The 21,065-nt window shown below is 68.6% G+C and carries 19 protein-coding genes; 12 read left to right on the top strand and 7 right to left on the bottom strand.

The window, feature by feature from the left end; translation table 11 throughout:
• The first annotated feature begins 124 nt into the window (after window positions 1-124).
• Together SAZ01S_RS06260 and recG are read left to right on the top strand one after the other, a co-directional pair.
• A complete protein-coding gene (locus SAZ01S_RS06260) occupies window positions 125-367 on the top strand; it encodes a hypothetical protein (RefSeq protein ID WP_084581096.1) in 243 nt (80 codons plus the stop codon).
• A gap of 71 nt (window positions 368-438) precedes the next feature.
• Entirely contained in the window at window positions 439-2,502 is a 2,064-nt protein-coding gene (gene recG / locus SAZ01S_RS06255) for an ATP-dependent DNA helicase RecG (protein WP_084581094.1), read from the top strand.
• On the opposite strand, the gene SAZ01S_RS06250 is transcribed toward recG, so the two are convergent.
• From SAZ01S_RS06250 to SAZ01S_RS06240, 3 genes are all read right to left on the bottom strand, one after another.
• Window positions 2,503-2,823 carry a PilZ domain-containing protein gene (locus SAZ01S_RS06250; RefSeq protein ID WP_084581092.1) on the bottom strand — a complete coding sequence of 107 codons (321 nt, stop codon included), beginning with the start codon at window positions 2,821-2,823 and terminating at the stop codon, window positions 2,503-2,505. It abuts the gene before it with no gap.
• A gap of 85 nt (window positions 2,824-2,908) precedes the next feature.
• Window positions 2,909-4,138, bottom strand: coding sequence for a tyrosine--tRNA ligase (gene tyrS / locus SAZ01S_RS06245; protein ID WP_084581090.1), 1,230 nt, complete (start codon window positions 4,136-4,138; stop codon window positions 2,909-2,911).
• Between the two features lie 49 nt (window positions 4,139-4,187).
• The gene (locus tag SAZ01S_RS06240; protein ID WP_084581088.1) at window positions 4,188-4,904 is read right to left on the bottom strand and encodes an MgtC/SapB family protein; all 717 of its coding nucleotides are present in this window, start codon (window positions 4,902-4,904) and stop codon (window positions 4,188-4,190) included.
• Window positions 4,905-4,972: 68 nt separating this feature from the next.
• Between SAZ01S_RS06240 and SAZ01S_RS06235 the strand changes: the two genes are divergently transcribed.
• Genes SAZ01S_RS06235 through SAZ01S_RS06215 form a run of 5 tightly spaced genes read left to right on the top strand, consistent with a single transcriptional unit; the run spans window position 4,973 to window position 10,427 of the window.
• A complete protein-coding gene (locus SAZ01S_RS06235; RefSeq protein WP_218018028.1) occupies window positions 4,973-5,536 on the top strand; it encodes a DOMON-like domain-containing protein in 564 nt (187 codons plus the stop codon).
• Window position 5,537: 1 nt separating this feature from the next.
• Window positions 5,538-6,734 (top strand): exo-beta-N-acetylmuramidase NamZ family protein, encoded by a 1,197-nt coding sequence (locus SAZ01S_RS06230; protein ID WP_084581084.1) that lies wholly within the window; start codon window positions 5,538-5,540, stop codon window positions 6,732-6,734.
• 8 nt (window positions 6,735-6,742) lie between these two features.
• Window positions 6,743-7,939: a hypothetical protein gene (locus tag SAZ01S_RS06225; RefSeq protein WP_245824640.1), complete on the top strand. Its 1,197-nt coding sequence runs from the start codon at window positions 6,743-6,745 to the stop codon at window positions 7,937-7,939.
• A gap of 35 nt (window positions 7,940-7,974) precedes the next feature.
• Window positions 7,975-9,039 (top strand): DUF2336 domain-containing protein, encoded by a 1,065-nt coding sequence (locus SAZ01S_RS06220; RefSeq protein WP_084581083.1) that lies wholly within the window; start codon window positions 7,975-7,977, stop codon window positions 9,037-9,039.
• Window positions 9,036-10,427, top strand: a complete 1,392-nt coding sequence (locus SAZ01S_RS06215) for a PAS domain-containing sensor histidine kinase (protein ID WP_084581081.1) — start codon at window positions 9,036-9,038, stop codon at window positions 10,425-10,427. The genes SAZ01S_RS06220 and SAZ01S_RS06215 overlap by 4 nt, the downstream gene beginning before the upstream one ends.
• Window positions 10,428-10,466: 39 nt before the next feature.
• On the opposite strand, the gene SAZ01S_RS06210 is transcribed toward SAZ01S_RS06215, so the two are convergent.
• Together SAZ01S_RS06210 and SAZ01S_RS06205 are read right to left on the bottom strand one after the other, a co-directional pair.
• Entirely contained in the window at window positions 10,467-10,736 is a 270-nt protein-coding gene (locus SAZ01S_RS06210; RefSeq protein WP_084581079.1) for a hypothetical protein, read from the bottom strand.
• Between the two features lie 95 nt (window positions 10,737-10,831).
• Entirely contained in the window at window positions 10,832-12,025 is a 1,194-nt protein-coding gene (locus SAZ01S_RS06205; RefSeq protein ID WP_084581077.1) for a DUF885 family protein, read from the bottom strand.
• Window positions 12,026-12,328: 303 nt separating this feature from the next.
• On the opposite strand from SAZ01S_RS06205, the gene SAZ01S_RS06200 reads away from it, so the two are divergent.
• A complete protein-coding gene (locus SAZ01S_RS06200) occupies window positions 12,329-12,700 on the top strand; it encodes a hypothetical protein (protein ID WP_084581076.1) in 372 nt (123 codons plus the stop codon).
• A gap of 24 nt (window positions 12,701-12,724) precedes the next feature.
• Here the strand turns inward: SAZ01S_RS06200 and SAZ01S_RS06195 are convergent, their stop codons facing one another.
• Together SAZ01S_RS06195 and SAZ01S_RS06190 are read right to left on the bottom strand one after the other, a co-directional pair.
• Entirely contained in the window at window positions 12,725-13,042 is a 318-nt protein-coding gene (locus tag SAZ01S_RS06195; protein WP_084581074.1) for a hypothetical protein, read from the bottom strand.
• A gap of 23 nt (window positions 13,043-13,065) precedes the next feature.
• Window positions 13,066-14,676, bottom strand: coding sequence for a L,D-transpeptidase family protein (locus SAZ01S_RS06190; RefSeq protein ID WP_245824638.1), 1,611 nt, complete (start codon window positions 14,674-14,676; stop codon window positions 13,066-13,068).
• 200 nt (window positions 14,677-14,876) lie between these two features.
• On the opposite strand from SAZ01S_RS06190, the gene SAZ01S_RS06185 reads away from it, so the two are divergent.
• From SAZ01S_RS06185 to SAZ01S_RS06170, 4 genes are all read left to right on the top strand, one after another.
• Entirely contained in the window at window positions 14,877-16,205 is a 1,329-nt protein-coding gene (locus tag SAZ01S_RS06185; RefSeq protein ID WP_084581072.1) for an MFS transporter, read from the top strand.
• Between the two features lie 90 nt (window positions 16,206-16,295).
• Entirely contained in the window at window positions 16,296-17,015 is a 720-nt protein-coding gene (locus SAZ01S_RS06180) for a GDSL-type esterase/lipase family protein (protein ID WP_084581071.1), read from the top strand.
• On the top strand, window positions 17,012-18,964 hold the full coding sequence (locus SAZ01S_RS06175; RefSeq protein WP_084581069.1) for a glycoside hydrolase family 97 protein: 1,953 nt from the start codon (window positions 17,012-17,014) through the stop codon (window positions 18,962-18,964). Before SAZ01S_RS06180 ends, SAZ01S_RS06175 begins: the two co-directional genes overlap by 4 nt.
• Before the next feature lie 157 nt (window positions 18,965-19,121).
• The gene (locus SAZ01S_RS06170) at window positions 19,122-20,975 is read left to right on the top strand and encodes an ABC transporter ATP-binding protein (protein WP_084581142.1); all 1,854 of its coding nucleotides are present in this window, start codon (window positions 19,122-19,124) and stop codon (window positions 20,973-20,975) included.
• The last annotated feature ends 90 nt before the right edge of the window (window positions 20,976-21,065 follow it).

Here is a 21,065-nt window from a genome sequence, read left to right as displayed (position 1 = left end):
TGGGGGCAGATAGGCAGCGCGGAGGCCAAAGGCCAGCGGAGCTTTCCGGGGCACGCGATGGACGGCTTGTTAACCCAGGCGCGTTAGACCCGAAGTCTCATTGGGGTGAGTAGGGCCAAGTGCGATGAGTGAGTCGATTCAAAACAAGCTGCGTTTCGTGATGCTGAAGTCGATCAACGGCGAGCCGATGCTCGTCAATATCGCTGCGGTGCGTACGGTGAGCACGATCAACATGGCGGGGGAAGACGTAGGCGTGATCTCGTTCGGCAAGGATCATGAAGTCGTGATCGGTTCGTCGGTGCCCGAAGTCGTGATGGCGATCGAAGCCGCGCTTGCCAGCCACAGCCCGATTTTCCTGAACGCCTGAAAAGAACCATCGGCGCTGCGGCCGCCGCAGCGCCATTTGTCAGCCGCCCCGCCGCACGATAGGGCGGGGCGATGCGTCCCGAGCTTCTCAACCCGCTGTTTGCCGAAGTCACTGCGCTCAAGGGCATCGGCCCGGCGCTGGCCAAGCCGATGGAGAAGCTGGGGCTGGCGCGGGTGGTGGACGTCGCCTTCCACCTGCCGACCGGATTCGTCGATCGAATCCCGCGCGACGAACTCGACATGGCCGATTCGGGCAAGGTGATCGCGATCACGCTGACGCCCGTACAATATCGCTTCGGCGGCGGACCGCGTTCGCCAGCGCGGGTGCAGGCGGTCGACGCCAAGGGCAACCACGTCAGCCTCGTCTATTTCGGCGGCAGCTCGGGCTGGGCGAAGAAGCTGCTGCCGCTGAACGAGCCGCGCTGGGTCTCGGGCAAGCTCGAACATTATGGCCAGGACCTGCAGATGGTCCATCCGGATCATGTCCTGCCGCTCGATCAGGTCGAGAGCGTCGGCGGACGCGAGGCGATCTATCCCTGTTCGGAAGGCATCACCTCGAAGCGCATCGCCGCGCTGGCCGCGCAGGCGATCGAGCGGGCCCCCGAGCTTCCCGAGTGGATCGAGCCCAGCCTCAAGGCACAGAAGGGCTGGCCCGACTGGCGCGAGGCGATCGCGCGCATCCATGCCGATCCCGCCGATGCCAAGGCGCGCGAGCGGCTCGCCTATGACGAGGTCTTCGCCAACCAGCTGGCGCTGCTGCTGGTGCGCGGCGAGGCGCGCGCGAAGCGAGGGCGTGCGCTGGCGGGTGACGGTCGGCTGCGCGACAAACTGAAGCTGCCGTACGCGCCCACCGGCGCGCAGAGCCGCACCATCGCCGAGATCGAAGGCGACATGGCGCAGACCCAGCCGATGCTGCGGATGCTGCAGGGCGATGTCGGCTCGGGCAAGACCTTGGTCGCGACGATGGCGCTGCTGATCGCGGCGGAGGCGGGGGCGCAGGGGGCGCTGCTGGCGCCGACCGAGATCCTCGCGCGGCAGCATTACGAGACGCTCAGCCGCACGCTTGCTCCGCTCGGCGTCAACGTCGCGATCCTCACCGGCCGCGACAAGGGCAAGGCCCGCGAGGCGACGCTGATGGGCCTCGCCGCGGGCGAGATCGACATCCTGATCGGCACCCACGCCATCTTCCAGGAAGGCGTGACCTATCGCGACCTCGCGCTGGTGGTGGTCGACGAGCAGCATCGCTTCGGCGTCGCCCAGCGGATGATGCTCCAGGCGAAAGCGGAACGCCCGCCGCACCTGCTGGTGATGACCGCCACGCCGATCCCGCGGACGCTGACGCTCGCCCAATATGGCGAAATGGACGTCAGCCGGCTCGACGAGATGCCGCCGGGCCGCCAGCCGATCGAGACCAGCGTGATCTCGGAGGAGCGGCTGGGTGAAGTCGTCGGTGGGCTCGGGCGGCATCTGGCGAATGGCGGGCAAGCCTATTGGGTATGCCCGCTGGTGGAGGAGAGCGAGAAGAGCGACCTCGCCGCCGCCGAGGCGCGCGCGGCCGAGCTGCAGTCGCATTTCGGCGACAAGGTCGGGCTGATCCATGGCCGGATGAAGGGGCCGGAGAAGGACGCGGTGATGGCGCGCTTCTCGGCCGGCGAGCTCGGCGTGCTGGTTGCGACGACGGTGATCGAAGTCGGCGTCGACGTGCCCAATGCGACGCTGATCGTGATCGAGCATGCTGATCGCTTTGGACTGGCACAACTTCACCAGCTGCGCGGCCGGGTCGGGCGGGGCGGCGGCCGTTCGGTCTGCGTGCTCCTGCGCGGCAACCATCTGAGCGAAACAGCGCGGGCGCGGCTGGCGCTGATGCGTGAGAGCAATGACGGCTTCCGCATCGCCGAGGAGGATCTGCGGCTGCGCGGCGCCGGCGAACTGCTCGGCACGCGGCAATCGGGCGACATGCAGTTCCGCCTCGCCGAGCCGGACATGCTCGGCGCGCTGCTGCCCGCGGCCAATGACGACGCGCGGCTGCTGGTCGATCGCGATGGCGGGCTCAAGGGCGAGCGCGGACAGGCGGCGCGGGTGGCGCTCTACCTGTTCGAGCGCGACGCAGCGGTGGGGCTGCTCCGCGCCGGCTGATCAGCGGGCGCGCATCGCCGTGACGATGGACACATAGTCGGGATCGGTGATCGGCTGGAGAAACTGGCAGCCGATCCGGCCGCCCAGCGCCCAGCGCACCTCCGCGCCGGTTTCCCCCGCAATCGGCAGCTGGATTCGCAGCAGATCGCCGGGCTCCAGCGGCGCCTCACACCGCGCCATCAGCCCTTGCGGCGAGACGTTGACCACGAGCAGGCCGATCGACCGGGCATCGGGCCCCGTCGCCCGGGTGCGATGCTCGACTTCGTCGCGATGCAGCAGACGATCGTCGGCGCTCGCCAGCTTGGCACCCGATACGCTCACACGGCCTCGTTACATACTGGAGGTACAGGGTTATATTTAACCCAAAGCAGTAAACGGGTGCCGAACAGCATTGGTTTCCCGGGCTTTAACCCTGCGGCGTCAGCAGCCCGTGATGCTTCTTGCCGGCGGAGAGGCGGACCTCGCCCGAGACCGCGATCGTCGCGGCTTCGTCGTCGATCTTCTCGCCTTCGACGCGCGCGCCGCCGCCCTTGATCAGCCGCCGGGCCTCGCCCTTGGAGGCGCAGAAGCCAAGGCCGACAAGTGCATCGACCACGCTGATGCTGCCGCCGGTGACCGCCAGCGTCGGCAGTGCCCCGCCGGCGGCGCCTTCCTCGAAGGTCTTGCGCGCGGTTTCGGCCGCTTCCTCGGCAGCGGCGCGGCCGCGGCACATCGCGGTCGCTTCGTTGGCGAGGATCTTCTTCGCCTCGTTGATCTCGGCGCCTTCCAGCGCCTCGAGCCGGGCGATCTCGTCGAGCGGCAGATCGGTGAACAGCCGCAGGAAGCGGCCGACGTCGCGGTCGTCGGTGTTCCGCCAGAACTGCCAGTAATCATAATGCGGCAGTTGGTCGGGGTTGAGCCACACCGCACCGGACATGGTCTTGCCCATCTTGCCGCCGTCCGCCGTGGTGATCAGCGGCGTGGTGACGCCATAGACGTCGGTGCCGTCGACGCGGCGCGACAGCTCGATGCCGTTGACGATATTGCCCCACTGGTCCGATCCGCCCATCTGCAGGCGGCAGCCCGCGCGGCGCGACAGCTCCAGGAAGTCATAGCCCTGGAGAATCATGTAGTTGAACTCGAGGAAGCTCAGCGATTGCTCGCGATCGAGCCGCAGCTTGACCGAATCAAAGCTCAGCATCCGGTTGATCGAGAAATGCCGGCCGATGTCGCGCAGGAAGGGGATGTACTCGAGCTTGTCGAGCCAGTCGGCATTGTCGACCATCACCGCGTCGGTGGGGCCGTCGCCGAAGGTCAGGAAATTCTCGAACACGGTCTTGATCGAGGCGATGTTGCTGCTGATCGTGTCGAGCGTCAGCATCTTGCGGGCTTCGTCCTTGAAGCTCGGATCGCCGATCTTGCCGGTGCCGCCGCCCATCAGCACGATCGGCTTATGGCCCGCCTGCTGCAGGCGGCGGAGCAGCATGATCTGCACCAGGCTGCCGACGTGGAGCGACGGCGCGGTGGGATCAAAGCCGATATAGCCCGGCACGATCTGCTTGGCGGCGAGCGCGTCGAGGCCCTCGGCGTCGGTCACCTGGTGGATGTACCCGCGCGAGGCGAGCAGGCGGAGCAGATCGGAGCTGTATTCGGTCATAGTGCGAGGCCGCATAGCCAAAGCCGGGCCGCGCGTCATCCCCGGCGGCTCAATCCTGCGTCTGCAGTTCCCAGCTGGCGTGCTGGACGTCGTGGCGCTTCGAGAGATGCGCGATGATGCTGTCGAGCTCGGCATCGAGCGCGGCGGTGGAGACGAGGCGCGCGCGCAGTTCGATCCGATCGTCGGGGCGTTCGATCGTCTCGATCTCGGCGACCGGGTAGCGCATCAGTTCGAGATGGTCGGTGAGCAGGTCGCGCAGCCGATCGACCTCGGCCGGCACCGTGGTGAGCGTCACGAAATAATGCGCCTCGATCTGCCCGCCGGCGAGCGGCACGCGGTTGATCGCGTTGACCAGCGGCCGCAGCAGCGTGTTGCCGGCGATCACGAACACCGCCAGCGTCGCCGCCTCGGCCGCCATGTCGCTGCCCGCGCAGGCGCCCACGGCCGCCGAGCACCACAAGGTCGCCGCGGTGTTCAGCCCGCGCACATTCATCCCCTCTTTCATGATCACGCCGGCGCCGAGAAAGCCGATGCCCGAGACGACATAGGAGATCACCCGCACCGCCTCGAGATCGCCGGCGATGCGCTGGGCGAGATCGACGAATGCGGCCGAGCCGAGCGCGACCAGCGCATTGGTGCGCAGGCCTGCGGTGCGCTGGCGGAACTGCCGCTCCGCCCCGATCGCCGCGCCGAGGAGCAGCGCCAGGCTGTAGCTGAGCAGCGTGTCGAGATAGGCGGCAAGCTGAAAGGTGTGCAGGAACTTCATCGGCGTCGCTCTACGGAGGAATTGTTGCGCTGCCATGGACTTTGTCTGCGGGCAATACGGGGTAGGGCATGGCTGACGAACCGCACGGTTTCTGCATAATAGGGGATATGGAGTTCTCCTTGCTGCCGCACCCGGCGATGCCGCCGCAATCCGTGTTGTCCGTGACCTGCACGATACGGCGAAGGGGCGACGGGCTTGCCCTGACCTACGCCATCACCGCCGCGCCCGGGGGGCTGCGCCTTCCGCCCAGCCGCCCGCCCGAGCGAACCGACGGGCTCTGGCGGACGACCTGTCTCGAACTGTTCGTCGCAGACGCTGGTGCCGCCTATCGCGAGTTCAACTTCGCCCCCTCGGGCCAATGGGCGGCCTATGGCTTTACCGCGCGCCGCGAAGGCATGGCGCCGCTCGCCATGGCCGAGGCCCCGGCGATCCGCCTTCGTCAGGAGGAAGCCGCCATGGCGGTTTCCGTCGCAATGCGCGGCATTGGCATCGGGGCCCTGCGGCTGGGTATCACCGCAGTGATCGAGGAGATCGACGGCACCAAATCCTATTGGGCGCTGCGCCATGGCGGCAATGCGCCCGATTTCCACGATCCCGATTGCTTTGTCGCCCAACTGCCGCCAGCAGTCTGACATGCTTTTCGGAATCGATCGCCTCCTCGCCGAACCCGATCTTCGCGCGCCGCTGGCGGGCAAGCGCGTGGCGCTGCTCGCCCATCCCGCCTCGGTGACGGCCGACCTCACGCACAGCCTCGACGCCCTGGTGGCGGGAGGTGTCAACATCTCGGCGGTGTTCGGCCCGCAGCACGGGGTGCGCGGCGACCTGCAGGACAACATGATGGAGTCGCCGGACTTCACCGATCCGCAATATGGCGTGCCGGTGTTCAGCCTGTACGGCGAGGTCCGCCGGCCGACCGACGCGTCGATGGACACGTTCGACGTGCTGCTGGTCGACCTGCAGGATGTCGGGTGCCGCATCTACACCTTCGTGACGACGCTGCTCTATGTCCTCGAAGCCGCCGCCAAGCACCGCAAGGCGGTATGGGTGCTCGATCGCCCCAATCCGGCGGGTCGGCCGGTCGAAGGACTGACGCTGCTGGCGGGTTGGGAGAGCTTCGTCGGCGCCGGGCCGATGCCGATGCGCCACGGCATGACGCTGGGCGAGCTCGGCCACTGGTTCATCGCGCATTATGGCCTCGACGTCGAGTATCAGGTCGTGGCGATGCAGGGCTGGGCACCCGATGCTGCCCCGGGATTTGGCTGGCCGGCCGAGCGCCCCTGGATCAACCCGAGCCCCAATGCCGCCAACGTCAACATGGCCCGCGCCTATGCGGGCACGGTGATGCTGGAAGGGACGACGCTTTCCGAGGGCCGCGGTACCACGCGGCCGCTCGAACTGTTCGGCGCGCCAGACATCGATGCGCGCGCGGTGATCGCGGAGATGCAGCGGCGCGCGCCCGACTGGCTGACCGGCTGCACGCTGCGCGACATGTGGTTCCAGCCGACCTTCCACAAGCATGTCGGCCAGCTTTGCGCGGGCGTGTTCGTCCATGCCGAGGGTCCGGCCTATGACCACACGGCGTTCCGACCGTGGCGGGTGCAGGCGCTCGCCTTCAAGGCGATCCGCGCGCTCGCTCCCGACTATGCCCTGTGGCGCGATTTCGCGTATGAATATGTCTTCGACAAGCTGGCGATCAACGTGATCAACGGCGGGCCGGGCTTGCGCGAATGGGTCGACGATGCCGCTGCCGTACCGGCCGATCTCGATGCGCTGACGCTGCCCGACGAAGCGGCGTGGGTCGCGGCACGCCGGCCGCACCTGCTCTACTGATGGAGGGCATGATGGTCGCTCCCGAACGCGCGCTGGCCGGGCTGATCTTCGCCGTCGAGGAGGCGCGGGATCGCCCCGGCACGCTGGTCGCCAGCCTGCCCTTTGGCGGCATGAGCCTGCTCGAATATCAGATCCGCCTGCTGGCCGGCATCGGTGCCGAGCAGGTGCTGGTTGCCGTCGGCAAGGTGACGCCGCAATTCCTCGCCGCGATCGAGCGCGCGGGGCGGGGTCAGCTGAAGGTCGACATCGTCCGCTCGGCCGAGGAGGCCGCGGAGAAGGTGCTGCGCGACGCCGATGTGCTGGTGCTGGCGGACGGTCTGGTCACCATCGACCCGGTGATGGAGCGGATGGCGGCCGAGCCGCATGCGGCGCTGCTCGTCACCGACGATGCCGAATCGCCCGCGGCGATCGAGCGGCTTGACATGCGCCACTGCTGGGCAGGCATCGCGCGGATCGAGACGCGGCACCTCGCCCATATCGCCACCATGCCCGAGGATTACGACTTCCAGTCGGCGCTGCTCCGCGTTGCGGCGCAATCCGGCGCGCTGCAGGTGCCGCTGGCACCCGGCTGGGCGCGCGCCGGCCATGCGGTGGAGCGGAGCGGCGATGGGCTTGCCGCCCGCAACGACGCAGTGCTCGCGGCGCTGAGCGACCGCCGAACGCTATGGGCCGATCGCTGGGTGTTCAGCCGGGGCGCGCGCTACATTTTGCCCCAGCTGCTGGCGCGCGACATTCCGGACTGGGCGCCGCTCGCGCTGGGCGGTGTCGTGTCGGTGGCGGCGTTGCTGACCGTGCTGGCCGGCTGGGAAGGCATCGGCATGCTGGTCGCGCTGGTCGCGACGCTCGGCTTTGCGACCGCGGTGTCGCACGCGGCGCTGCGCGGCGAGGAGCCGCGGGCCCGACGGATCGAAGTGGCGATCCTCGGCCTGTTCGTGCTGCTGCTTGCGGCGATCGGCTGGCGCGAGTTCCGCGCGATCGGCACCGCCACGCCGCTGCTGCTCGCGGCGAGCGGCGTCGTCCTGCAACTGCTCGTCGGCCGCATGCCCGTTGCGCGGCGCCGCTGGTGGGCGAACGCGGCGGCACAGTTGCTGGTGCTCACCCCCTTCGCGCTGATCGGCCATGCCAGCTGGGGACTGTCGGCGGTGGCGCTCTATGGCCTGGCGACGCTGACCGCGGCGATCGAGGCGGTGCGCGGCAAGTCTTAGGGCTCGGTTAAGCCAGGCCCGCTATGGTCCTTGGCATGGCGCCCGGCCCCTTCGAACCGCGCGACGGGCCTTCCGTCGGCGCACCCGATCTGCGAGCCCGTGCCGCAGCAGCGGCGGCGCACGCGCGAGCACTGCGCGAGGCGACCGCCCGAGATCTCGCGATTCCCGAGGCGCTGCGCATGGACGAACGCACCCGCCTGGCACTGCGCGGCATGCTGGAGCAGCTTGTCGACAGCCTCGAGCGGAGCCTGTTCGCCGCGGTTGCGCTGCAAGGATTTCCGGGCGTCGGACCGACCCTGCCGCTGCTCCAGGCCGCCGGGCTGGTCGCGGACCCGGTACTGGTCGACGAACTGTTGGCGCGGGTGCGGCTAGACCAGCTCGCCGAGGGCCTGCCGCACCACGCCCCCGATGATCCCACCCGGCCGAGCCTGCTCAACCGCCTTGCCGATCATCCCGCGCCCGATCTCGCCCAGGCCGCGCGCACGCTGCTGCTGGCCGAAAGCCAGGCGCGCCGTCCTGATGCGGGACGCTGGCAATTGCCGCCGCGCTTGCACGCGCAGCTGCTTTGGTGGGTAGCGGCAGCGATGCGCGAACAGGCTGGTATTCTGGCGGGGACGACCCTGGACGAGGCCTTGTGTGCCGCCGTCCGTGCGGAAATCGCGCTTGCCGATCGCCGGAGTGGCGAACAGGTGGCGGCGGCGGCACTCGCGCTGGTGGCGGCGCTCGATCCCCAGCCGCACGAGCTGCCGCGGCTGCTGCTCGAGGCACTGCGCGATCGCCGCGTGCCGTTGCTGCTTGCGCTGATCGCCTGGGGCGCCGGCATCGCCTATGCAGAGGCCCGCGGACTGCTGCTCGATGCGGGCGCCGAGCGGCTTCTGCTCGTGCTGCATGCACTGGCGGTACCGCGCGAGGGGATTGCCGAGCTTTGCTTCACGCTCTGCAATGCCGATCCCCGCCGCGACCTGGCTGCTCTTGCCGATGCAATCGACGTGCTGCCCGCGCTCGATCCCGCGATCGGGCGCGAACTGATCGCGCAACTCCAGCTCGATCCCGAGTTCCGCATGGCGCGCGCCGCGATCCGCCGCGGTCAGGCGGGATGATGGCGGTGCGGTCGCTCGATCCGGTGGTGCCGCTGGCGGTGGCGCGGTTGGACGGGGGCGGGCGGCTGCTCGATGCCGAACCGCTGCTGCGCGCGCTGAACGATCGTGCCGGCGGCGAGATCGGGGCGCCGCTGGCGCTGCCCGGCATCGCCGCAATCGCGCAGATCGCCTATCGGCTCGGCATCTCGCTCTCCCGCAGCGTGGTCGCCGCCGATGGCGATGCCGAACTCGACCTGTGGGTGCGTGCCGGGCCCGATCGTGGCGGCGTGCGGCTCGAGGTCAGCGGCTGGCGGCCGCGTTCGGCCTGGCGCCCGTCGGGCGAGGCAGGACGCGATGCCGACTTCCTGCGCGCGACGGGCGACTGGTTCTGGGAGACCGACAGCGCGCTGCGCCTGACCTTTCTCTCGCCCGAGGTGGGCGACCGCTATGGCTTCGACCTGGGCGAGATGCTGGGCCAGCCGCTCACTCGCCTGTTTGCGCTGGCGCAGGATGCCGCGGGCGCGTTGCCGATCCTCACCGCCGTTTCGGCCAAGGCGCGCTTCGATGGCCAGCCCGCCGAAGTGCGCGGCACCGGACAGATGGTGCAGCTCGATGCGATGCCGCGCAGCGATCCGACCGGTCGATTTGTCGGCTTTCTGGGCGCCGCGCGGCTGCTCGATCCCGAAGCGCCCGCGCCGCACCCGGCGACCGGCACCGGGCAAGCTCCTGCGTTCCCGCACGGCTTCGGCCGTCGTCTCGAGCGGGCCCTGCGCGGCCCGCTCGCCCGCATCATCGCCCATGCCGACTCGATTGGCGGCCAGGCGGAAGGACCGATTCGCGGCGACTATGCCAGCTATGCCGCCGATATCGCCGATGCCGGCCGACATCTGCTCGGGCTGGTCGAGGATCTCGTCGATCTGCAGGCGATCGAGCGCCCCGATTTTGCCATTGCGGCGGAGACGATCGATCTCGCCGATGTTGCCCGCCGGGCCGCTGCGCTGCTTCGCATCCGCGGCAGCGAGGGGGACGTGCGGATCGAAGCGCCGGCGGCAGACGCGACGCTGCGCGTCCGCGGCGAGTTCCGCCGGGCGCTGCAGGTGCTGGTCAACCTGATCGGCAATGCGGTGCGGTACAGCCCCAGCGGCGCGAGGGTCTGGGTGCGGCTGGAACGCACAGCGGAGATGGGCTGTGTGATCGTCGCCGATCAGGGCAAAGGCATCGCGCCGGCAGACCAGCCGCGCATCTTCGAGAAATTCGGTCGGGTCGATCCATCGGAGCCGGGCGGCAGCGGCCTCGGCCTCTACATCGCCCGGCGGCTGGCGCGCGCGATGGGCGGCGACGTGATGGTGGACAGTGCGCTTGGCGCGGGGGCCCGCTTTATCTTCCGGCTCCCGCTGGCGGGGGAATAGGGGGAGCGCCCGTCTCTTCCGGCGGGCGCTCCCTGAAGGTCAGCGGCGGCGGCAGACCTGCACCGGGCGGCCATGGCGCCATTCGTCCCAGCAGACGGTGCGGCTGCGGTAGCGATAGTCACGGTTCCAGCCGTAATGGCGGCCCCTGTCCCAGCCGCGGTGGCGATCCGGGCGGTCCCAGCGATCGTGCCGGTCCCAGCGCCGCTCGTGATGGTCGCGGTAGCGCCAGTCCTGCGCCTGGGCGGCAGTGGCGCCGGTGAGCCCGGTCGCCATGAACCCGGCAATTGCGAAGAACTTCATCAGCTTCATCGGTAGCTCCTTTCTTCCGTCTCGATGGGGAGAGGCTAACCGAGTCGGCGCTTCACGAGGCTGAACCGCTTCGTAGGGCAGGGTTCATCTTTACATCATGGAAAAGCGTCGATCCGCATCCGGCCATGTTGCAGCAAGGACCGGTGGAAGCTGCGCGCCGGCCGCGCACCGGCGCGATCCTCGATCGCCAGCCACATTGCTGCCTCGGCGGCGCGCGCCGCAGGGTCGCGGGCAATGCGATCCAGGTCTGCCTCGAAGGGCGCGAAATAGGCAGGCTCGCCGAGCACCGATCGCCAATCGGCGAGCACGGTGGCGCGGCTCGATCCGCCGAGATGCAGGGCGAGATCGGCCTGGGCCCGGCAGAGCCGGAACAGCCGCCAATGGCAGAAACCGAGTTCGCCATGGGGGTCGCCGCGATAGAGGCCGGCGGCCGCCGCCAGTCCCTCGGCATAGATCGCCCAGCCTTCGGCAAAGGATTGGGCATAGTCGAGCCGGAGCGGGTGGGGTCTGGCGTGTGCCTCAAGCGGCAGCTGGACCATATGGCCCGGCAGCAACTCGTGATGGACCACGGCCGGCAGGGTCCAGGACGGGCGCCGCTGGATCTCGCGGAGATCGACAACATAGCGCCCGGGACGGCCAGGCTCGGGGACAATCCGATACCCTTGCTTGCCCCCAGCCTCCTCGACGGCCGGCATGCGCATGGCGCGCACCGCGCCCACCTCGGGCGGGAGCGGGCCGAACCAGTGGGCCAGCCATGCGAACGCCGCTGCCAGCCAGCGGTTCATGTCATCGATGGCGCGGGCACGGCCGCCATCGTCGTCTGCGTACAGCCGACGCGAGTCGCGCCACAGCGTCGAATAGCGTTCGCCGGTCGTACCGCTCGGCAGGCCGATGCGGGTGAACAAAAAATTCGCGCGCGCCAGAACACGGGTCCGCTCGCGCTCCATTCGCGCGCGGAGGCGAGCCGGGTCGACACGGTCGCCAGTGGTCCGGCGCAGCCGCAGTGCATAGGCTGCCACGGGGTCCGCCGAGGGCCCAAGCCGCGCCCTTTCGACGTCGATCGCCAGCCCGGCCCGGGCAGTCAGCAGGTCCAGCCTTGCCGATGCCGGCAACTGCTCCGCGTCGAACCTCGACAATGCTGCGAGACCTGCGCCCGGATCCTGCCCAGCGTGGTCGAGCACCGCGTGCAACCGCGATTCGCTGGTGGCGTCCGAAACGCCTGCGCGGACGGGCGAAACCATCGACGTCGCAAGCCCGGCTAGCAGCGTTCGGCGGGGGACTATCATCATGGTCTCATGAGCCATCCCGCACCGCATTTCGAGAGGGGGGTGAAAAGAGTACTGCCCAGTACGATTTTAGCTTGACCTTACGGCAGGTGGGCGTAGAGGAACACAATAGCGAAACGATCTGCAGGTTTAGACAGCGCAGGTTCAGCACGCCGACCTAGGTTGGCACACACGCGCAGGCCGCCAATGGGCAAACCCAGGGTGGTCGGCACGAACAGGATGGAACGATCGGCGGAACGGCCAAGGCTGTGCCTGCAATGGCGCGGCCGGGGGAGGCTTGCATCCGCAGTAGCAGGGAGTGCAGGCATGGCGTATCTCGATCTCACCCTATCTCGCGGTCAAGCCCTTGCCGCTCCGTTGGACACGGTCGGTGCCACGCTGTCGCCGCTCGAATGGCAGGTCGTGGCGCTGGCCGCCCGCGATCGCCTGTCCTCGCTCGACGCTCCGGGCCGCTGGTCGCGCTGGCTCGCGCTGTTCTTTGGTGGAGAGCGGGCCAGCCCGCGGCTTGCCGATGCCAAGCTCGAGACGCTGCGCCGCATCGCGGTGCTCGCCTGGCATGGCGGCGACGCGCTGCCCAAGGACGAAGTCGTCGCCTTTCATGCGGCCGGCTATACGCTGGGCCAACTGCAGCTCGTGCTGGCGCGCGTGGCGCTGCCGGAGGCCGGGCGCGCGCGCTGACGCGCACCCGGCGTACTTCTCAGCTTACTGCTTCTTTTCCTGGTTCTCACCCTCGGCGTTGCGATCGACGCGCGAGGTCATGCCGGTTGCCGCCGCGTCCGCCTCGGTCTGTTCGCGGTCGCTGAACGGCGTTGGCGTTGCAGTGGGCAGCGGTTCCGGCGCCGCGTTCGCGGGCTCGGCCGCGGCGGGTTCCTGCGTCGAGACGTTCACCGTCGCCGGCGTCTCGGGGACGGTGATTTCGGTGACATTGGCGTCGGGCGGGGTGGGGCCATTGTCCCCGCCACCGCAGGCGGCGAGGGAAACGGCCGCGCCGGCCAGGGTCGCGATCATGCGCAGCTTCATCAAATATTCCTTCCGATAAGGGGTCAGGAGGCAGTCGCGGCGCTCACCGCGGCCCGGGCTTCGATCTTCTCGGCGAGCAGTGCGTCCCAATTATACGGGTCGTCACGGAAGTTCATCGCACCGTCGGGGCCCGCAAAGGCGGTCCAGTAGAGCAGATACACGGCGACCTGGTCGGCATCCGCCAGCCGCACGCGCACGGTCTTGGTGCCTTCGAGCTGCGCGGCGATCGCGTCGGGCTGCCAGTTCGGATCGTTCTTCAGCAGCAGCTCGGCGAGCGGGCCGGGCTTTTCCAGTCGCACGCAGCCATGGCTGTCGAGCCGGCTGTAGCTGTTGAAGCCCGACTGCACCGGCGTGTCGTGCAGATACACGGCATAGGGATTGTCGAAATCGAACTTGTAGCGGCCGAGTGCGCTCTTCGGGCCCGACTCCTGCTGCAGACGGCGATCGGGGCCGGTGCCGATGATGCGATAGCCATGCGCTTTCAGATAGGCCTCCCCCTTGGGCCACAGCTCCTTGGCCGCGATGCCGCTCGGCACGTTCCATGGCGGATTGAGCACGATCGAGTGGATGCGCGACTGGAGCATCGGGGTCTCGTTGCCGGGACGCCCGGTCACGGCCTTCATCGAGGCGATCGGGCTGTCGCCGTCGAACACGGTCATCACCGCCGCGGCGATGTTCACCTGGATGCGCTTGGCGGGCAGCGTCTGCGGCAGCCAGCGCCAGCGCTCCATGTTCGCCATGATCTGGCGCACACGCGCCTCCACCGGCACGTTGAGCGCGGCAAGCGTGCCGGTCGATACCACCCCGGTCGGGCGCAGGCCGTAGCGGCGCTGGGCGCGCAGCACCGCGTCCTGGAGATCCTGGTCGAACACGTCGCCGCTGGTTGACACCTGCTTGTCCTCGACGGCGAGCCGCTTGCGCAGCGCCTTGACGCGCGCGCCGCTGGCGCCCTTGCCGAGATCGGGCCCCGGCGCGAGCTTCGCCCAGCCGCCCGAGGTGAGGATGGCGCGATAGGCGACCAGTCCCTTCTCGAGGCCGTCATAGCCGGCATAGGGCGGCGGCAGCGCGCGGATCCAGGCGGCGAGGCGATCGCGCTTGACCGCGTCGGCAAAGCCGGGTGCCGGATCGAACGGGGCAGGGCGCAGGCCCCAATCGTTGATGAAGTCGCTCGAATCGAGCCGGCCGCTATGGACCGCGCGCGCATAATCGAGCGCGGCGCGCACCATGCCGTCGCTGTCGTTCGGCAGCGTGACGGTGCTGGTCATCCGCCGCAGGCCCTGCGACAGGCCGGCATCGGTCAGCAACTGGCGCAGCTCCGCGATCTGCTTGCTGGTCAGCGACGGCAAGGGCGCCGCCTGCACCAGCGGCGCGGGTGCGATCGGAGTCGGCTGCACCTGGGGCGGCGCGAGGCTCGGCTTGGGCGTCTGCACGGCCGGGGTCTGCGTCTGCGGCGCGCGCGGAGTGGGCGTTGCGACGGGCCGCGGCGTCTGCGTCTGCACCTGGCTCACGGGGGTCGGCTGCGGGCGTGTGGCCGGCGTTTCTGCCGTCTTCGGCTTCGGGATCAGCCGGAACTGGGCCGCTGCCGGAGAGGCGATCGCGCCCGCCAACGCCAGTGCGGCTACCCCCTTCGTCAACAATGCTTTCGTTCCCACCGGCTTCACTTCGTCCACGCGCAATACTCCACTCGCCGCGTCGTTTACCAACGCATTGGCCTATAAGCGAGGGCCGCGTCCACATGCGAGTACGAAAAGCCGCCCCCGGCCCAGCTTGACTTTTGCCAACGTTGTCGGGAAGCGTCGACCCCGCAAAACCATTGGGGCAGGAGAGGGATCGCTTGGCCACCGCACGTTCAACGCACACCACGCTGGCATTCGCCGCGGTAACAACGCTGTTCTTCGCCTGGGGGTTCATCACCTCGCTGGTCGATCCGCTCGTCGCGGCGGTGAAGGGCATCTTCACGCTCACCAATCTGCAGGCGCAGGCGAGCGCGTTTGCCTTCTTCTTCGCCTATTTCGTGGTGTCGTTGCCGGCGGCTGCGCTGGTCTCGCGGCTCAAGGCGGTGCCGTCGATCCTGCTGGCACTCTGCACCATGGCGGTGGCCTGCCTGATCATGCTGACTGCGGCAAACCTTGCCAATTACTGGCTGGTGCTGCTCGGGCTGTTCGTGCTGGCGAGCGGCATCACCGTGCTGCAGGTCGCGGCCAACCCGCTGGCGGCGGCGCTCGGCGATCCGCAGCGCAGCCATTTCCGGCTGGTGCTGAGCCAGACCTTCAACTCCTTCGGCACCTTTCTCGGCCCGCTGCTCGGCGCGCATCTGTTCCTCAAGGGCGTCGAGGTGAAGTCGGGCGCGGTCGTCGATCCGGCGGTCCGGGCCGAGGCGCTGGCGGGCATTGATACCGCCTATCTGTGGATCTGCGGGCTGATCCTCGCGCTCGCAGTGTTCTTCTTCCTCAGCCGCCGCGTCGTCAGCGATGCCGCGCCCGCGCACAAGGGCACCTCGGGCCTGTTCGACGCCTTCGCGTCGGGCTGGGCGCTGTTCGGCGCGCTCGGCATCTTCCTCTATGTCGGCGCCGAAGTGTCGATCGGCACGCAGATGGCGCTGTTCCTCAACGACAACAGCATCTGGGGCCAGTCCGACGCGCCGTTCGGGGTGCCGATCCTCGGCACGCTGATGGGCAGCGACGGCGTCCACGGCGTGTCGCTCCAGGAGGCCGGCAAGGCCGTCGCCTTCTACTGGGGCGGGGCGATGGTCGGGCGCGCGCTCGGCTCGCTGCTGCTCACCCGCGTCCGGGCGGACAAGCTGCTCGCGTTGTTCACCATCATTGCGGCGGCGATGTGCCTCTATGTCGTCGCGGTCGGCGGCGTCACCGCGGGCTTCGTCGCGCTGTCGATCGGCCTGTTCAACTCGATCATGTTTCCCGTGATCTTCACCCTGACGCTCGAGCGGTCGGGTGCCAGCGAGGAGGCGACCTCGGGCCTGCTCTGCACCGCGATCGTCGGCGGCGCGCTGCTGCCGCTGCTGGTCGGCAAGGTCGCCGATCTGCACGGCTATGCCTTCGCGCTGATCGTCCCGGCGCTGTGCTACGTGGTGCTATGCGGGTTCGCGATCGCCGCGGGTCGTGCCAAGCCGGTGCGTGCCGGCGGGGGGGCTTCGCTGCACTGATCTGCAAGGGCCGGGCGAGGGTTTGACGCTCCCGCAGCGTTGCGCCACGCTCGGCCCCCAACGACCAAGACCTTCTCCAGGAGAATCGGGATGTCCCTCCGCCGCCGTTCGCTGCTCGCCGGCGCGCTTGCGCTGCCCCTCGTCGCCCGCGCGCAGACGCAGGAGACCTATCAGCAGCGCAAGGAACGCCTGTTGCACGAGGACTTTCCCGAACTCAGCCGCTACGCCGCCGACAATGCCCGCATCCTAGCCGCCGGCGAGAAGGTGAACATCGTCTTCCTCGGCGACTCGATCACCGAGGGTTGGAAGAGTAAGCGCCCGGGTTTCTTCACCTCCGGCCGGGTCGGCCGCGGCATCGGCGGCCAGACGACGCCGCAAATGGTGCTGCGGATGATGGCCGACGTGGTGCATCTCAAGCCGCGCTTCGTCCACATCATGGCGGGCACCAACGACATCGCCGGCAATACCGGCCCGATGACGCGGGCGCAGACCTACGACAATTTCCGCATGATGACGCAGATCGCCAAGGCCAACGGCATCGGCGTCCTTCTCGCCGCGGTGCCGCCCTCGGACCATTTCCCGTGGCGCCCGGGCCTCGACGTGCTGGGCCCGATTCGCGAGATCAACGCCTGGCTGCAGGGCTATGCCAAGGCCGAGCGGCTGACCTGGGTCGACTATACCCCGGTACTGTCCGACGCGAAGGGCGCGATGAAGCCGGGCCTCGCCTCGGACGGCGTCCATCCCACCGAAGCCGGCTATGACGCGATGGCGACGGTGATCGAACCGATCCTGAAGGCCCGCCGCGCGTGAAGCAGTTGCTCGGCACGGCGGCGCTGCTGGTCGCGGCTCCGGCCGCCGGGCAGACGCTGGAGGTGGTCTCTCCCGACGGCGCGAACCGCGTGGTGGTGGCGCTCGATCGGCAGGGCATTCCCAACTATACCGTGCAGCGGCGCGGCGAGTTGGTGCTGGCCCCTGCGCCGATCGCGCTCGATCTCGATCGCGACATGCTCGGCTGGGGCATGGCCGTTACCGGCAGCGAGGCGAGCAGCGCCGACACGCGCTACAAGATCGTCCTCGGCAAGGCCGCCGAGGGCCGCGACCACTACAACCAGCGCATCGTCCATCTGCAGGAGCGCGGCGGCGCCAAGCGGCGGATGGACATCATCCTGCGTGCCTATGACGACGGCATCGCCTTCCGCATGCTGGTGCCGGTGCAGCCGGCGACCGCCGCAGCGGTCGTGCGCTACGAACGCACCGGCTTCTATTTCCCGCAGCCCTGGAAATGCTGGGGCTTCAATGTCGGCCATTTCGGGTCGAGCCACGAGGGCGAGTTCGATCCCGTCGACACGACAAGGCTGCGCGACCACAATCTGTTCGACGTGCCCTTCGCCTGCGAGACGGGCAAGGGCGCCTTCGCCATCGCCGAGGCCGACCTGATCGACTTCGCCGCGATGTACCTCACTGGGCGCGGCGATGGCGGGCCGGGACTGCAGGTGAAGCTGTCGCCCTCGCTCGACGACCCGCGCATCGCGGTGCACACCCGCATCGGCAGCCCGATCGTGACGCCATGGCGGGTGGTGATGCTTGCCGACCAGCTGGGCAAGCTGCAGGAATCGACGCTGCTCACCAACCTCTCCAGCCCGAGCCGGATCGAGGACACCAGCTGGATCCAGCCGGGGCTGACCAGCTGGGACTGGTGGAGCGGGCCTTCCATCGCCAGGCTTCCCGGCCAACGCACGACGACGGCGGTGGCCAAGGCGTTCATCGACTTCGCCGCGGCAAACGGCATGCCCTACACGATGATCGACGAGGGATGGTATGCCGGCGCCGGCGGCGGCGGGGTGCGGCGGCCGGGCGTAGACGTCACCAAATGGGACGATGCGATCAACCTCCAGGACGTGGCCGACTATGCCCGCAGCAAGAAAGTACGGCTGTGGCTCTGGGCGCACTGGCAGGCGCTCGACGAGCAGATGGAGGATGCCCTCGCGCTCTACGAGAAGCTCGGCATCGCCGGCATCAAGATCGACTTCATGGAACGCGACGACCAGTGGATGGTCAACTGGTACCAGAAGCTGCTGGGTGCGGCGGCGCGGCACCATCTGATGGTCGACCTGCACGGTGCCTTTGCCCCGCGCGGTTTTGCCCGCACCTGGCCGAACTTCGTCACCCAGGAAGGGGTGATGGGGGCCGAGTACAACAAATGGAGCAGCCGCGCGACCGCGGGCAACGACGTGATGCTCGCCTATACCCGTGGGCTGCTGGGGCCGATGGACTATACGCCGGGCGGCTTCCGCAACGTCGCACCGGCCGATTTCCGCATGCGCGGCGACCTGCCGATGGTGCAGTCGACGCGGGCGCACGGGCTGGCGATGTATGTCGTCTTTCTCTCGCCGCTGCAGGCGGTGGCAGACAGCCCGGACACCTATGCGGCGAGTCCCGCGGGCTTCGATTTCATCCGCCAGGTGCCGACCAGCTGGGACGAGACGCGCTTTCTCGCCGGCGAAACGGGCGCCTATATCGTGCTGGCCCGGCGCAAGGGCAAAAGCTGGTATCTGGGCGCGATGAACAACGAGAAGGCGCGCACGATCACCGTGCCGCTCGACTTTATCGGCGCGCGCGGTGCCGAGGCGCGGATCTGGACGGACGGGTCCGCGCCTGATGCTGTCCAGGTCGAGAATCGTCGGCTGTCCGCCGATACGCCGCTGACGCTCGACCTTGCCTCGACCGGGGGCGCGGTAGCAGTGATCCAGGAGCGCTGACCTGGCTACCTGCCCAGATTTTGCCGCATTTCGTCGCCCCATCTCCACCGCTCACCTTCCATTTCACGAAAGTTCACATCGGGTTCATGCCCCGACGGGTCTTTTCGGCCGCATGTTTGTTGCAATGCAGCGCCCGAAGATTTCGAAGGGGGACAACATGCCGTTTCTGAAGAGCCCGGCACGGTTCCTGCTCCACTATGTCACGCGACGGCCTCTCGCCTTCGCGCTGCTCGCCCTTCTCGTGGTGGGTGGCGCCGCCAGCGCGGTCGGCGTGCAATATGCGATGAAGCTGCTGATCGACTCGATGACGGTCGCGGCCCCGTCGCACCAGGCGGTGTATTTCGCACTCGCGGCATTTGTCGGCCTGGTGGCGCTCGAGAACGGCCTGGTGCGCGGCGCGGCCATGATGCTCTGCAACGTCACCGTGGCGAGCGGCATCCGCATCCGGCTGGACATGTTCCACTATCTCACCGGCCATCATATCGGCTTCTTCCAGAACCAGCGGGGTGGCTCGCTCGGCCACCGCGTGGGCGCGCTGACCGGCTCGTTCGCGGCGCTCACGCACCGCATCCTGATGGAGATCACGCCGCCGCTGATCGCCTTTGGCGGCGCACTGCTGATCTTCCTCGCGATCGACTGGCGCATGGCCGTGGCGATCACCGGCATCTTCGTGGCCGCCAGCGGCGGGCTGGTGCTGCTCGGCCTGCGCGGTGACAAATATCACAAGGCCTTTGCCCGCGCCGCCAGCGAGAGCGGCGGCGAACTGGTCGACCTGGTCAGCAACATCGCCGCGATCAAGGCGTTCGGCGCCCGTCGGCGCGAGTCCGAACGGCTGCGCGGTTTCTTTGAGGCCGAGGCGGCGGCGCAGAAGCGCGGCTGGATGTTCGTCGAGCGCATCCGCGTGCTCCACGATGTCGCGCTGGTCATCCTGGTAGGCGGCGCGCTGGTCTGGGCGGTCGAGCGCTGGATCGCGGGCGGCATCACCGCAGGCGACGTCGTCGTCGTCAGCGCGATGACCTTTCGCATGCTCAACGGCTCACGCGACCTCGCCATGGCGCTGATCGATACCAGCCAGCAGTTCAGCTATCTGCGCGAGACGCTGGAGATCGTCGGTGCGCCGCACGCGCTGGACGACGCGCCCGACGCCGCGCCGCTGCGCGCGGGGCAGGGACGCGTGCGGATCGAGGGCGTCACCTTCGGGCATCATCCGGGGCGGCCGGTGCTGCACGATCTGTCGCTCGACGTCGCGCCGGGCCAGAAGATCGGCATCGTCGGCCCCTCGGGCGCGGGCAAGTCGACCATTCTCCAGCTCGTCCAGCGCCTGCACGATCCGCAGGCGGGGCGCGTGCTGATCGACGGCCAGCCAATCGACCGGGTGACGCAGGAAAGCCTGCACCAGGCCGTCGCGGTGGTGCCGCAGGAGGTGCTGCTGTTCCACCGCTCGATTCTCGAAAATATCCGCTTCGCCCGCCCCGACGCGACCGACGCGGAGGTCCGTGCGGCGGCAGAAGCGGCGCATTGCGCAGGGTTCATCGCCTTGCTGCCGCAGGGCTATGACACGCTGGTCGGTGAGCGCGGCACCAACCTGTCGGGCGGCCAGCGCCAGCGGATCGGCATTGCCCGCGCGTTCCTCAGCAAGGCGCCGATCGTGCTGCTCGACGAGGCGACCTCGGCACTCGATACCGGCTCGGAGATCGAGGTGCAGCAGGCACTCGACGCGCTGATGGCGCATCGCACCGTGCTTGCCGTGGCACATCGGTTGTCCACGGTGGTGGGCTTCGACCGGGTAATCGTGGTCGAGCAGGGCCGGATCGTCGAGGACGGCGCGCCGCTGGAACTGCTCCGCGGCACCGGCGCCTTCCAACGGCTCTGGGCGCTGCAGGCGGAGGGGCTGGATGCCCCGATGGAGCGCCGCGAACTGCCGCGCTTCATGGCCGGCACTGCGCGGCGCATGTTCGGCCTCAGCGCACGCCCGTCGCTGCGCCTGGTAGAGCGCCGCGCAGTGAGTTGATCTCAGTATGTTGCAAATTTGGTACGTGGCATAACTGTTATTGACTGAAACATTTCTGCATGCGACCTTCCTCGGGCATCGGGACGAACC

This window comes from Sphingomonas azotifigens NBRC 15497 (assembly GCF_002091475.1).
GTDB classification, from domain to species: domain Bacteria; phylum Pseudomonadota; class Alphaproteobacteria; order Sphingomonadales; family Sphingomonadaceae; genus Sphingomonas; species Sphingomonas azotifigens.
This window is presented reverse-complemented; position numbering and strand designations above follow the sequence as displayed.